Source organism: Cellulosimicrobium sp. NPDC030954 (assembly GCF_055571305.1).
In genome coordinates, this window is record NZ_JBVIFN010000001.1 from 396,006 (window position 1) to 409,284 (window position 13,279).

Sequence of the window (13,279 nt, forward strand, 5' to 3'; positions counted from 1 at the left end):
GGCCGCGCTCGGGACTTCCGGCCCTCGCGCGGCGCGCGCCGCGCGGCCGAGGATCGACGCATGGGAGCGGTGCGCGGGGTCCGGGTCGTGGTGACGACGGCGCTCGCCGTCGGGGCGCTCCTGCTCACTCGGCGCATGACCCAGACCTGGGGCACCTGGGAGGGCGAGCACGAGTGCGTGCTGCCGGGCGACGACCTCGTGCCGGACGCGCGCGCCGTCGTCGCGACGCGGGCCGTCACGATCGACGCGCCACCGGCGGACGTGTGGCCGTGGCTCGTGCAGCTCGGCCAGGGCCGCGGCGGCTTCTACTCCTACGACGCCCTGGAGAACCTGGTCGGCCTGGACATCCGCAGCGCCGACGCGATCGAGGAGCGCTGGCAGGACCTGGCCGTGGGCGACGACGTCCACCTCGCCGACGAGGCCGTGCTGCGCGTCGCGGAGCTGGAGCCGGGATCGCACCTCGTGCTGCTCGGCACGCCCGGCCCGGGGCAGCCGGACACGATGCCGTTCCGGTTCTCGTGGGCGTTCGTCGTCCGCCCGCTCCCGCCGGGCGAGGACGGCGTGCCGCGCTCACGCCTGCTGGTCCGCGAGCGCTACCTCCCGCGCGGCGCCGCAGGCCGCGCCGTCGTCGAGGCGGTCCAGCCCGTGAGCTTCCTCATGACGCAGAAGATGCTGCGCGGCGTCCGCGCCCGCGCCGGACGTGAGTGACGTATCAGCCCGCTCGCCGACCCCGCCCCCGCGACCCCTCCGACCGCCGACCAGGCGATCGTGGCCGCCCGAACAGGTGGTCCTGGTCCGTCCGACGCGCGGGACGAGCCAGGACCACCGGTTCGGCCGGGTGGAGGAGGGGGAGGGGGGTCAGCCGCGGAAGATCTCCGCAACCGCGCGGGAGAGGTACCACGGGTCGACGACCGCCGTCAGCTCGCGCGCGGAGTGCATCGAGAGGATGGGGACGCCGACGTCGACCGTGCGGATGCCGAGGCGCGTCGCCGTGAGCGGGCCGATCGTCGAGCCGCACGGCACGGTGTTCTTCGACACGAACTCCTGGCTCGGCACCCCGGCCCGCGCGCAGGCCCGGGACCAGGCCGCCGCGCCGTGCGCGTCGGTCGTGTACCGCTGGTTCGCGTTGATCTTGAGGATCGGCCCGCCGCCCGCGAGCGGCCGGTTCGCGGGGTCGTGACGCTCCGGATAGTTGGGGTGCACCGAGTGCCCGACGTCGCTCGACACGCACAGCGACGCCGCGAGCTGGCGGTGCCGCTCCTCCTGCGTCGCGCCGAGGCCGGCCGCGATCCGGTCGAGCACGTCCGCGAGGAACGGGCCCGACGCCCCGGACCGCGACTCCGAGCCGATCTCCTCGTGGTCGAACGCCGCGAGCACGGGGATCACGTCGCCCTCGACGGGTCGGTCGGACGGGCCCGCGACCTCCAGCAGGGCGACGAGCCCCGCGTGCACCGAGAGGAGGTTGTCGAGCCGCCCGGACGCGAGGAACGCGTCGTGCGCACCGAAGACGCGCGGCGGCTGCGTGTCCGCGACGACGACGTCGTACCCCGCGACCTCGCTCGCGCGCACGCCCGCGTGGCGCGCGAGCTCGGCGAGCACGTCCCCGCCGTTCGTCCCGTGCGCCGCGCCCGCGACGTCGGACCCGGCCGGTCCCGACGCTGACGCGAGCCCCCACACGGGCTGCGTGTGCTGCTGCTTGTCGAGCGTGAGCCCGTCGTTCGCCGCACGGTCGAGGTGGATCGCGAGCTGCGGGATGCGCAGGAGCGGGCCGGTGCGCACGAGGTGCTCCGCGCCGTCGGACGTCACCAGCCGCCCGGCGAGCTCCAGCTCACGGTCGAGCCACGAGTTGAGCAGCGGCCCGCCGTAGATCTCGACGCCCGCCTGCCACCAGCCCTCGCGGCCCACGCTCGGGCGCGGCTTGAGCTTGAACCCGGGTGAGTCGGTGTGCGCGCCGAGGACCGCGAACGGCGTCGTCGCGGTCGCGCCCGCGGGGACGGCCCACGCGATCACGGCGCCGTCGCGCACGACGACGTACCGCCCGCCCGCGCGCCCGTCGCCCTCGCTGCCGGTCGCCGGCGGCCACGCCGCCGTCTCGTCGAGCCGTTCGAAGCCGACGGCCTCCAGGCGGCGCGCGACCTCGTGCGCCGCGTGGTAGGACGACGGGGACGCCTCGACGAAGGTCGCGAGGTCCTGGGCGTGCGCACGCGCGCGTTCGTGGGGGGTCGGGTCGGTCACGGCGGGCGTGGTCGGTGAGGTCACCCGCCCATCATCGCCCACGGCGGGGTCCTCACCCCGGGTCGCTGGCGGGAAGAGTCACCCGACGACGACCTCGAACGGTGCGCTGACGATCGTCGTGGACGTGCCGGTGGTGCCGTCCCAGGCGTCGAGGTCGGCGGTGCTCCCGAGCGCGTCGACCTGGAGCACGTAGTAGCCGGTGTAGGTGCCGGGCGCGAGCGCGCCGCCGTCGCACGGGCTCGTCGGGGTGATGCCGAAGGGCTGGTGCTCCCCGGACGCGAGGTCGATCGCGTGGAACGGGTCGGGCTCCATCATCGGCACGGCGACGACCACCGCGTCGTCGACGAGCACCGTGCGTGCGAATCCGTTCGACGCCGCGACGAACGGCTCCTCGCCGTGGTTCGTGAGCTCGAGGGACCCGACGTCACCGTCTCCGTCCTGCACGCCGAGGACCCCGGCCCCGCCCGGCCCGGTGAGCGTGAGCGTCGTCGTGGCGGCGAGGTCCGCCTCGGGAGTCCCGCACGCCACGGTCGTCCCGGTGAGCGGTGCGACGACCTCCGGAGGGGCGGACGTGGCCGCGGGCGGGGGTTCGGTGGCACGCCATCCCGGGAGTCCCAGCGCCGCGGCTGCGACACCGACCCCGACGACGCCGGCCGTCACGATCCCGGCCGTCGCGGTGCGGCGGACGCGTCGTCCGCGGCGGACCCGGTGCTGGACGTCGGCGAGCGGCAGCACGACGCCCTCGCGTCGTGGCGTGTCGGCGAGATCGTGGAGGAAGTCGTCGAGGCGGGTCATGCGTCTGCCCTCCGAGGCGCGGTCGGGGCGTGGGGTGTCACGAGCCCGACCTGGTCGTCGGTGTCGTCGTCCGCAGTGTCGTCGAGGGGACCCAGGAGGGTCTCGAGCTTGCCGACGGCGTTGTGCAGGTAGCGCTTGACCGTCCCCACGGAGAGCCCGAGGTGCTCGGCGATCCGCGGGACGGTGAGGTCGTCGTAGTAGCGCAGCACGACGCACGCGCGCTCCTGCGGCGCGAGCGCTCGTAGCGCGTCGCGGACGTCGGCGGAGGTGTCGGCGGCCTCCGCCGGTCCGTCCCGGTGCCTGGGAACGGCGACGAGGTGCTCGACGTCGCGCCAGCGCCGGGAGCGCCGGTACCCGTCGACGTACAGCGAGAGGATGGCGCGGCGCACGTACGACTCGGGAGCGTCGGGCCACCGGTGGCGACGGGACCGGACGAACACGCGGACCACGGCCTCCTGCGCGAGGTCCTCGGCGGCGGCGATGTCCCCGGTGAGGAGGTACGCGTAGCCCACGAGCGCGCTGCCGCGGTCCCGCACGAGCACCGTGAGCGGGTCGTCGTCGGGGCGGTCCTGGCCGGTCGCTGGTCGCACGGTCCTCCTCGAGGTGGGACGTCGCGGGTGCGTTCGTCTTGTCGCACTCTGAGACGAGCGGCGCCCGCGAAACGTTGTACCGCGCGGGGCGCGGGCCCGCTCCCTAGGGTGGGTGCGTGAGCGCAGGCCGAGGAGCGGACGCGCCGGACCGCGCGACGACCTGGGTCGTCCTGCCCGGGCTGGCGCTGACGCCCGAGGACTTCGCGCCGCTGGTGGGCGAGCTCCGAGACGCCGCGCGCACCGACGACGTCCGCGTCCTCGACGCGTGGCGCACCCCGGTCACCGGGCCGGTCGACGCGGTGCGGACGGCCCTGCGGGTCGACGGCTCCGGACCGGTGGGCCTCGTCGGTCACTCCGTGGGCGGGCTCGCCGCGCTGGAGTGGGCGCTGCTCCACCCGGACGAGGTGCGCCGTCTCGTGCTCCTGGACCCGACGAGCCCGTGGGAGCCGCACCTCCCGGCCCTGCACCCGGGGCGGCCGACCGCCCGGGCGGGGGACGCGCTGGCTGCGCTGGTCGGCAGCGCGCTCGGGACGGCCGGACCGGCCCTGCGACGCGGGGCGGTGCGGGTCGTCGCCCGTCGCGCGGACCCGCTCCCGCGCGACGTGGCGCGGGTGCGCTACGGGAGCGCGAGCACCTGGACGATGCTCGCCCACGAGTGGTTCGCGAGCTGGGAGCAGGCGCCGCGCGTGCGCGCGCTGCTCGACTCAGGGCGCTCCCTGTCCACGGCGGCGGACCCGTTGCTCGTCACGGGTCTGCGCGGGGGCGCGCGCTTCCTGCGGCAGCAGCGCGAGCTGTCCGACCGGCTCGCCGTCCCGCGCGTCGGCCTCGCGGGCGAGGGGCACCTGTTCCCGCTCACCCGGCCCGACGTCGTCGCCCGCCTCGCGGCGGGTGCTCACCGCACGGAGCGGCCGACGCCGGGCGCACCGCACGGGCACGCCCGGCCCTGACCGGCCCGGATCCGCGCCGGGTCAGGTGATCGTCAGCCGGACCGGTGCCGAGACGAGCCAGCCCTTGTAGAGGCTCCCGTTCGCGGTCTCGGCGCCCCACGACCCGTCGAGCTGCTGGAGCGAGTACCGCGTGATCATCCACGGGTGCACGACCTGCACGGTGTACTCGCCGGGCGGCAGCGACGCGTCCGAGGGCAGCCCCCACTCGCACGCCACCGCGGTGGTGACGGCGTGGTCGAGCTGCTCGGTCGCGCCCGGCTCGAGGACGGCGTACGCCTCGGAGTCGGTGGCCGGCACGGTCGAGCTGACGATGACCCCGTCCTGGGCGACGACGTACGCACGGAGCCAGCGGAAGTCGACCGTCTCGGTGCGCGCCGTGGGGAGCCCGGCGAGCCGGGCGGCGAGGGTGACCTCGGTCCCGCTCGCCACCGAGAGGGCTCCCGGGGTCTCGAGCCGTGCGAGGAGCTCGTCGCCGGTCGGGGAGGGGGCGGGCATGCCGCACCGGAGGCCCTCGTACGACGGCGCGGCGGGGAATGTCGTCGTCGGGCCGGTGAAGGCCCCGGGCACCGGGTCGGGGGTCGCCGGGGGCGCTGAGTGCTCAGCGTCGGGGGCGGCCGAGACCGTGAACGGGACAGACGGCGTCACGAGCCAACCGTCGAACAGCGGCTCGCCCGACCCGGTGGCGGCGGTCACGGCCTCGCCCCAGGCACCGTCGCGCTCCAGCGCGTACGACGACACGACCCAGGGGACGACCACCGCGAGCTCGTAGTCGCCCGGCAGGAGCGACGGCGAGTGCTCCGTGACGCCGGCGGGGTCGCACGAGGCGGACGAGTCGACCGACGTGGTGAGGTCGAGCACGTCGCCCTCGGCGAGGTCGACCGGCGCCGCGCCGTCGAGGTTCGTGGGCGTCACGGACGACACCACGAGCCCGTCCTGCACGACGACGTACCCGGTGAGCCCGGCCGGGTCCAGGGCGCTCACGCGCGCGGCGGCGTCGACGGACACGCGGCCCGTGACCTCGACGAGGTCCGGGGACGCGACGGTGACGGCGGCCGGGTCGACCGACGCCGTCGCCAGCAGGTCGCTGCCCGTCGCCGTGGGTGCGGGTGCGCCGCACCGGAGCGCGTCGGTCGTGACGGGCGAGGGGAACGCGGCCCGGTACGTGGGCGTCGGGCTCGGCGTGGGCTCGGGGCTCGGGGCGGGAGCGGGCAGGACGGGGCGAGGGTCCTCGGCGAGCAGGGCGTTCGCGCCGACGCCCGCGGCGGCGACGGCGAGCACGGCGGCCGTGCCGACGAGCACGGCGCGACGCCGGCGGACGTGGCGCACGCCGTCGCGGACGAGACCGGCGGACGTCGCGTCGTCGGTGCGGGGGACCACCTCGTCGGCGACCGAGCGCAGCACGACGTCGAGGTCGACGGGGCCGGGGTTCGTGGGGCGGTTCATCGCGCACCTCCAGGGGCGGACGGGGCGGGCGGGGTGGAGGGGGCGGTGCCGCGGACGGGAGGCGTGACGGGCAGGTCGTCGTCGGCGACGCGCAGCGGGCCGAGCCGTGCCGCGAGCTTGGCGTTCGCGTCGCTCAGGTACCGCTTGACGGTGCCCTCGCTCAGCGAGAGCCGTTCCGCGACGTCCCGGACGGTGAGGTCGGAGAAGTGGCGCAGGACGACGCACGCGCGCTCGCGGGGAGCCAGCACGCCGAGCGCCTCGACGACGTCGACGCGCGCCTCGACGACCGGTTCGACGCGGTCGGCCGGGTCGGACGGGGCGAGGAGGTGGCGCACGCCGTCCCAGCGCCGCCGCCGTCGGGTGCCGTCGAGGAACCCGCTGAGGACCGCGCGCCGGACGTAGCTCTCGGCGAGAGCGAAGTCGGTCGCCGCGCGGCCCCGCCGGAACGTCCGGAACAGGGCGTCCTGCACGAGGTCCTCCGCCTCCGTGACGTCTCCGGTCAGGAGATGGGCGTAGCCCACCAGGGCGCGTCGCCGCGTGCGGACGATCTCGTCCAGCACCTCTTCCCATCGCGCCATCGCGACCGCCTCCCCCGCTCGTGGAACCACTCTTGTCCTTCTCAACGACGGGGTCGAGGGTTTCGTTGGGGTGGCGGGAGAGCGCGGTTCAGCGCGGCCCAGGGCCGGTCGGCGCGCCGTGTTTGTGACGTCCTGCACGAGTGGTCGTGACGTGCGCCACACGTGCGTAGACTCACCCCCATCGCTCCGGCAGGGGACCGGCGCGACGGTCGCGCGGTTCGTCAAGGAGGACGGATGCTCACGCTCGGTTCGGAAAGTCTCACCATCGTCACCGTCATCGCGGTGATCGCGCTCGTCGCGCTGGTCTTCGCGTTCGTCCTGCGCAGACAGGTCCTGGCCGCGGAGGACGGCACGGCGAAGATGCAGGACATCGCCCAGGCCGTGCAGGAGGGCGCCGGGGCCTACCTGAGCCGCCAGTTCCGCACGCTCGCCCTGTTCGCGGTGATCGTGTTCGGCCTGCTGTTCCTGCTGCCCGGTGACGGCGGCATCCGCGTCGGGCGCTCGGTGGCGTTCCTCGTCGGCGCGGGGTTCTCGGCGGCGATCGGCTACCTCGGCATGTGGCTCGCGGTGCGGGCCAACGTGCGCGTCGCGTCGGCCGCGACCCGGCCCGGCGGACGCACCGAGGGCGCGCGCATCGCGTTCCGGACGGGCGGCGTCGTCGGCATGTCGGTCGTCGGCCTCGGCCTGCTCGGCGCCGCGGGCGTCGTGCTGATCTACAAGGGCGACGCCCCGGCGGTGCTCGAGGGCTTCGGCTTCGGCGCCGCGCTGCTCGCCATGTTCATGCGCGTCGGCGGCGGCATCTTCACCAAGGCGGCCGACGTCGGCGCGGACCTGGTCGGCAAGGTCGAGCAGGGCATCCCCGAGGACGACCCGCGCAACGCGGCGACGATCGCGGACAACGTGGGCGACAACGTGGGCGACTGCGCGGGCATGGCCGCCGACCTGTTCGAGTCGTACGCGGTGACGCTCGTCGCGGCGCTCATCCTCGGCAAGGCGGCCATGGGCGAGGAGGGCCTCGTCTTCCCGCTCGTGGTCACCGCGATCGGCGCGCTCGTCGCGGTGCTCGGCGTCTTCATCACGCGCGTCCGCGGCCAGGAGAACGGGCTCAAGGCCATCTACCGCGGCTTCTACCTCTCCGCGCTCATCGGTGCGGTGCTCGCCGCGGTCGCCGCGTTCGTCTACCTGCCCTCGTCGTTCTCGGCGCTCGACGGCACCGCGGACCTCGGCGACCTCTCGGGCCTCGCGGCCGACCCGCGCGTCGTCGCGAGCCTCGCGGTCGTCATCGGCATCGTCCTCGCCGGCATCATCCTGTGGATCACGGGTTACTTCACCGGCACGACGTCCAAGCCGACCCTGCACGTGGCCGCCACCTCCCGCACGGGCGCGGCGACGGTCGTCCTGTCCGGCATCGGCGTCGGGTTCGAGTCCGCGGTGTACACGGCGGGCGTGATCGCGGCCGCCATCTGCGGCCTGTTCCTCCTCGCGGGCGGCTCGGTGTGGCTCGCGCTGTTCCTCGTCGCGCTCGCCGGGTGCGGGCTGCTCACCACGGTCGGCGTCATCGTCGCGATGGACACGTTCGGCCCGGTCTCGGACAACGCGCAGGGCATCTACGAGATGTCGGTGGGGGAGAGCAGGGACGGTGGCAGCGATGTCGACGAGGCCGCGCAGATCCTCACCGACCTCGACGCGGTCGGGAACACGACGAAGGCCATCACCAAGGGCATCGCGATCACGACGGCGGTCCTCGCCGCGACCGCGCTGTTCGGGTCGTACGCCGACGCCGTGAGCCACGCGATGGCGGACGTCCAGACGGTCGGGAGCGGCCTCGTCACGGCGATGCTCGACTACGAGATCATCTCGCCGATCACGCTCGTGGGCGTGATCCTCGGCGCCGCGACGGTGTTCCTCTTCTCCGGCCTCGCGATCGACGCCGTGACGCGGGCCGCCGGCGCGATCGTGTTCGAGGTGCGCCGCCAGTTCCGCGAGCACCCGGGGATCATGACGTTCCAGGAGCGCCCGGAGTACGGCAAGGTCGTGGACATCTGCACCCGCGACTCTCTGCGCGAGCTCGCGACGCCGGGCCTGCTCGCCGCGTTCGCGCCCATCGCGGTCGGCTTCGGCCTGGGCGTCGGCCCGCTCGCCGGGTTCCTCGCCGGGGCGATCGGCGCGGGCGTGCTCATGGCGGTGTTCCTCGCCAACTCGGGCGGTGCGTGGGACAACGCGAAGAAGATCGTCGAGGACGGCGCGTACGGGGGCAAGGGCTCCGAGGCGCACGCGGCGACCGTCATCGGCGACACCGTCGGCGACCCGTTCAAGGACACGGCCGGCCCGGCGATCAACCCGCTCATCAAGGTCATGAACCTCGTGTCGGTGCTCATCGCCCCCGCGGTGGTGCTGATGAGCGTGCCGGCGGACGCGAACCACGCGCTGCGCATCGGCATCGCCGTGGTCGCCGCGGCGATCGCGTTCGGCGCGGTGATCATGTCCCGCCTGCGGGCGGCGCGGGTCGACCGCGAGGAGACGTCGGTCGAGCCGGAGCGGGTCGCGACCGGCGCCTGACCGGCAGCAGTCCAGCACACGACGACGCCCGGGCCTCCATGGCCCGGGCGTCGTCGTGTGCTGGTCTCGCGGACCGGGTCCGCTCTCAGCCCTTGACGATGAACGGCGCGCGCAGGAGCGCGTCCTCGCGGGACGACGGGCCGACGCGGAGCTCGAACTCGCCCGGCTCGACGACCCGGTGGCCCTGGGCGTCGACGAGCGTGCAGTCCGCGACGGGGACCTCGAGGTCGACCGTCACCTGCTCGCCGGGCGCGAGCGCGACCTTGCGGTACGCCTTGAGCTCCTTCTCGGCCCACGTCACCGACGTAACGGTGTCGCTCACGTAGACCTGCACGGTCTCGCGGACGGGCCGCGTGCCGGTGTTGGTCAGCGTGACCTGGGCGCGGACGACGTCGTCGGGGCCGTGCACCGAGCCCAGGACGCGCAGGTCCGCGTAGTCGACCGTCGTGTAGCTCAGGCCCTCCCCGAAGGCGAAGGCGGGGCGCTGGGTGAGATCGGCGTACCGGTCGCCGTGCTGGCCGCGGACCACGTTGTAGTACGTGGGCTGCTGGCCGGCGTGGTGCGCGAAGGAGATCGGGAGCCGGCCCTCGGGCTCGATCTGCCCGAGCACGAGCTCGGCCACGGCCTGCCCGCCGCGCATGCCGGGGTTCGCGGCCCAGACGATCGCGGCCGCTGCGTGGGCGGACGGCGGGAGCACGAGCGGCTTGGACGCGACGACCACCACGACGACGGGCGTGCCGGTCGCGACGAGCGCGTCGAGCAGCGCGACCTGGCCGCCGACGAGCTCGAGCGTCGCGGTCGACTTGCCCTCGCCGACGAGCTCGATCCGGTCGCCGACGACGGCGACGACGAGGTCCGCGTCGCGCGCCGCGGCCACGGCCTCGGCGATCAGCGCGTCGTCGGGCTTCGCGGGCACGACGACCTGCGGGCGTGGCTGCCCGTCGGGGAACAGCTCGCCCTCCGGGTCGGGCTCGAGCGTGAGGATGTCGGCGCCGCGCGCGTGCGTGACGGTCCAGCCCTCGGGGGCGAGGGCGCGGAAGCCGTCGAGGACGGTCGTGGTCATCTCGCGCGGGTGGCCGTCGGGCAGCCAGTCGGCCTGGCCCGACGCGCCGGCCCAGTCGCCGAGCTGTGTGTGGTCGTCGTCCGCGTTCGGCCCGACGACGGCGACCGTGCGCCCGCCCGTGAAGGGGAGCGTGCCGTCGTTCGCGAGCAGGACGAGGGAGCGCCGCGCGACCTCGAGGTTGACGGCGGTGTGCTCCGCCGAGGCGATGACGGCCTCCTGACGCGCGACGTCGGGGCGCCGCGGGTCCTCGAACAGGCCGAGCCGGAACTTCAGCGTGAGGATGCGGCGCACGGCCGCGTCGATCGCCGACTCCTCGACGAGGCCGCGCGCGACCGCCTCCAGCGCGCCCTCGAAGAACTTCGGCGTCGTCATGACCATGTCGTTGCCCGCGCGCACGGCGGCGGCGGAGGCGTGCACGTAGTCGGGCTGGATGTGCTGCTCCCAGACCATGCGGCCCACGTTGTCCCAGTCGGTCACGAGCGTGCCGGTGTAGCCCCACTCGCCGCGCAGGACGTCGTCGAGCAGCCAGCCGTTGACGGTGACCGGGACGCCGTCCATGGACTGGTAGCCGAGCATGAAGGTCGCGCAGCCCTCGCGGGCGACGCGCTCGAACGGGGGCAGGAACCAGGACCGGAGCTTGCGCGGCGAGATGTCGGCCTCGCTCGCGTCGCGGCCGCCCTGCGTCTCGGAGTAGCCGGCGAAGTGCTTGGCGGTCGCGAGGACGCCGGTGGGGTCCGCGAGGCCGTCGCCCTGGTACCCGCGCACCATCGCCGACGCGAGCTCGCCGATGAGGTACGGGTCCTCGCCGAAGGTCTCGTCGACGCGGCCCCAGCGCAGGTCGCGCGCGATGCACAGCACGGGCGAGAACGTCCAGTGGATGCCGGTCGCGGCGACCTCGACGGCCGTGGCGCGGGCGACCTGCTCGACGAGCTCGGGGTCCCACGTGGCGGCCATGCCGAGCTGCGTGGGGAAGATCGTCGCGCCGACCCAGAAGGAGTGGCCGTGGATGCAGTCCTCGGCGACGAGCAGGGGGATGCCGAGCCGGGTCTGCCCGGTGAGCGCGTGGGCCTCGACCACGTTCTGCGGGGACGTGTGCAGCAGCGACCCCGCGTGCTTGTCCAGGACCGCCGGCCCGACGCCGTCGCGCGCGTCGAGCTGCAGCATCTGCCCGACCTTCTCGGGGAGCGTCATCCGCGCGAGGAGGTCCTCGACGCGGTCGGCCACGGGCAGAGCGGGGTCGAGGTAGGGGAGGGTGCTCACGGACGGTCCTTCCACGGCGACGGCGACGGTTCCCGGGTGCGCGTCGAGCGGTCACGTCTCACGCGCTCGGGAGGCCCGGGCGCGGCCACTCTACCGGCAAAACTGAATAACCGGTAAGTAAGTTAGTGCGCCTCAGTGCCAGTGGTCCAGGAAGCGCGCGACGGTCTCGGTCGCGTGGTCCAGCACGCGCCCGTCCTCCGCCGCCGCCGCGGACAGCAGCGCCGCGTCGACGACGTGCGCCACCAGGTCGACGTCCGACACGTGCGCGTGGCCCGACGCGTCCAGCACGGTCTGCGCCGCGGCGAGCAGACGCGGCCGCGACGCGCGCATGATCGGCCGCAGCGCAGGGTCGCGCATCGCCGTCAGCATCGGGTCCAGCCGCACGTCGACCACGGTGTCGTCCACGTGCGGCGCGTACAGCGTCTCGATGAGCTCGCGCGCCGTCGCCGCGCTCGAACGAGGCTCCCGCGACAGCGCGTCGGCCCGCTCCTGCGCCGCCGTCGCGCGCACGTCCTCCGCGGCCTCGACCGCCGTCGAGACCAGCGACGCGCTCGTCGGGAAGTAGTACGACGCCGAGCCCTGCGGCACGCCCGCCGCCCGCGCCACCTGGCGGTGGGTCACGGCGCCGAAGCCCTCCTCGATGAGCAGGTGCGCCGCCGCCTCGGCCATCGCGCGCTGCCGCTGCGCGCTGCGTCCCTGCACCGTGGCGCGCGCGCCGTGCGGCGCGTCGTGCGTCGCGTCGTGGACCGCCCCGGCCCCCGCGCTCTCCCCGTCACGCCGCGCTTCCCGGTCGATGGTCCCCGCTCCCTCGTCCACGCGGCCATCGTAGTGAGGTCGACCCACCGGCTCCGGGCCGAGGAGGGTTCCACCTCGACGGGGCGGGTCTCTTCGCCGGGGGTGCGGACGGACCCGGTGCGGCGGGCGAGGAATAACCTATACGTTCGTATGGTTATCGCCCTCGGGTCGTGAGTGCGGCTCGTGGGAACGAACGAGGAGTGGACAGAGATGGTCGCCGCCGAGGGGCTCGTCATCGACTGGGCGCAGATGCCCACGTACAACACCGTGATGTCCGTCGCCGTCGGCGCCGGGCTGATCCTGCTGGTCATGCTCGGGCGTGAGCTGCTCCGATCGCCGGGGAAGGTCGTCGTCGAGGGCTGGTCGCTCGCGTTCGGCGTGCTCGGCACGATCCTCACGGCGACGGGGCTGCACATGACGCTCACGTGGCCGCTCGCCGCGGGCGGCTTCCCGTTCGACAACATCATCTTCGGCGAGACGAGCCTCGCGTTCGGCGTGCTGCTGGTCGCTGCGGCGTTCTACCTGTGGACCCGTGGCCGGACCGCGCTGGAGCGCGCGGACGCGACGGAGCACCTGCAGGCCGTGGCCCGCCCCGTCTCGGTGTTCGTGCTCGGCATGGGACTCGGCCTCGTCGCCATCGCGATCGCCGGCGTGACGTACCAGCTCTTCGCCGCCCCGCCGGAGGAGCCCATCTCGGGCGCGTTCGCCGCCTACCCGCTCGTCGAGGCGATCTTCATGTCCGGGCTCATCGCGCTCGTCGGCGTCGGCGCGATCCTCTTCCCCTTCGCCGTCCGCTCCGGTCGCCGGGTCGTCCGCGTCGTCATCGGGTGGGCGTGGGGCCTGTCCGGCGTCGCGTTCCTGCTGTTCGGCGCGATGAACTTCTTCACCCACATCGGGCTCATCGTCAACACGATGGGCTGACGACGGGTCGACGTCCGACGGGCGGGCAGGACCCGCGGGCCGGGACGGCTCGCGGGGTTCGCCTCGCGCGCGCGAGGCGTCATCATAGGGGCC

11 protein-coding genes are annotated in these 13,279 nt (G+C 74.5%); 4 read left to right on the forward strand and 7 right to left on the reverse strand.

What is annotated here, in order from left to right; genetic code table 11:
- Positions 1-60: 60 nt before the first annotated feature.
- Positions 61-708, forward strand: coding sequence for an SRPBCC family protein (locus ACZ402_RS01745; RefSeq protein WP_375822509.1), 648 nt, complete (start codon positions 61-63; stop codon positions 706-708).
- Between the two features lie 150 nt (positions 709-858).
- Here ACZ402_RS01745 and ACZ402_RS01750 read toward each other — a convergent pair whose 3' ends face one another.
- The 3 genes from ACZ402_RS01750 to ACZ402_RS01760 are packed head-to-tail and all read right to left on the reverse strand — an operon-like array spanning position 859 to position 3,620.
- A complete protein-coding gene (locus ACZ402_RS01750; protein ID WP_375822508.1) occupies positions 859-2,259 on the reverse strand; it encodes a M18 family aminopeptidase in 1,401 nt (466 codons plus the stop codon).
- 54 nt (positions 2,260-2,313) lie between these two features.
- Entirely contained in the window at positions 2,314-3,030 is a 717-nt protein-coding gene (locus tag ACZ402_RS01755) for a hypothetical protein (RefSeq protein WP_375822507.1), read from the reverse strand.
- The gene (locus ACZ402_RS01760; RefSeq protein ID WP_375822506.1) at positions 3,027-3,620 is read right to left on the reverse strand and encodes a sigma-70 family RNA polymerase sigma factor; all 594 of its coding nucleotides are present in this window, start codon (positions 3,618-3,620) and stop codon (positions 3,027-3,029) included. The genes ACZ402_RS01755 and ACZ402_RS01760 overlap by 4 nt, the downstream gene beginning before the upstream one ends.
- 116 nt (positions 3,621-3,736) lie before the next feature.
- Here ACZ402_RS01760 and ACZ402_RS01765 point away from each other — a divergent pair, with 116 nt between their 5' ends.
- Positions 3,737-4,567 (forward strand): alpha/beta hydrolase, encoded by an 831-nt coding sequence (locus tag ACZ402_RS01765; protein ID WP_375822505.1) that lies wholly within the window; start codon positions 3,737-3,739, stop codon positions 4,565-4,567.
- A 21-nt stretch (positions 4,568-4,588) separates the two neighbouring features.
- Here ACZ402_RS01765 and ACZ402_RS01770 read toward each other — a convergent pair whose 3' ends face one another.
- Both ACZ402_RS01770 and ACZ402_RS01775 read right to left on the reverse strand, forming a co-directional pair.
- Positions 4,589-6,010: a hypothetical protein gene (locus ACZ402_RS01770; RefSeq protein ID WP_375822504.1), complete on the reverse strand. Its 1,422-nt coding sequence runs from the start codon at positions 6,008-6,010 to the stop codon at positions 4,589-4,591.
- Positions 6,007-6,588 carry a sigma-70 family RNA polymerase sigma factor gene (locus tag ACZ402_RS01775; RefSeq protein WP_375822503.1) on the reverse strand — a complete coding sequence of 194 codons (582 nt, stop codon included), beginning with the start codon at positions 6,586-6,588 and terminating at the stop codon, positions 6,007-6,009. The genes ACZ402_RS01770 and ACZ402_RS01775 overlap by 4 nt, the downstream gene beginning before the upstream one ends.
- Positions 6,589-6,822: 234 nt before the next feature.
- On the opposite strand from ACZ402_RS01775, the gene ACZ402_RS01780 reads away from it, so the two are divergent.
- Positions 6,823-9,147: a sodium-translocating pyrophosphatase gene (locus ACZ402_RS01780; RefSeq protein WP_375822502.1), complete on the forward strand. Its 2,325-nt coding sequence runs from the start codon at positions 6,823-6,825 to the stop codon at positions 9,145-9,147.
- A gap of 85 nt (positions 9,148-9,232) precedes the next feature.
- On the opposite strand, the gene ACZ402_RS01785 is transcribed toward ACZ402_RS01780, so the two are convergent.
- Together ACZ402_RS01785 and ACZ402_RS01790 are read right to left on the reverse strand one after the other, a co-directional pair.
- Positions 9,233-11,470 carry an exo-beta-d-1,3/1,6-glucosidase gene (locus ACZ402_RS01785; RefSeq protein ID WP_375822501.1) on the reverse strand — a complete coding sequence of 746 codons (2,238 nt, stop codon included), beginning with the start codon at positions 11,468-11,470 and terminating at the stop codon, positions 9,233-9,235.
- A gap of 132 nt (positions 11,471-11,602) precedes the next feature.
- Positions 11,603-12,286: a TetR/AcrR family transcriptional regulator gene (locus ACZ402_RS01790; RefSeq protein ID WP_375822500.1), complete on the reverse strand. Its 684-nt coding sequence runs from the start codon at positions 12,284-12,286 to the stop codon at positions 11,603-11,605.
- Between the two features lie 162 nt (positions 12,287-12,448).
- On the opposite strand from ACZ402_RS01790, the gene ACZ402_RS01795 reads away from it, so the two are divergent.
- Positions 12,449-13,186, forward strand: coding sequence for a DUF981 family protein (locus tag ACZ402_RS01795; RefSeq protein ID WP_375822499.1), 738 nt, complete (start codon positions 12,449-12,451; stop codon positions 13,184-13,186).
- Positions 13,187-13,279 lie beyond the last annotated feature (93 nt).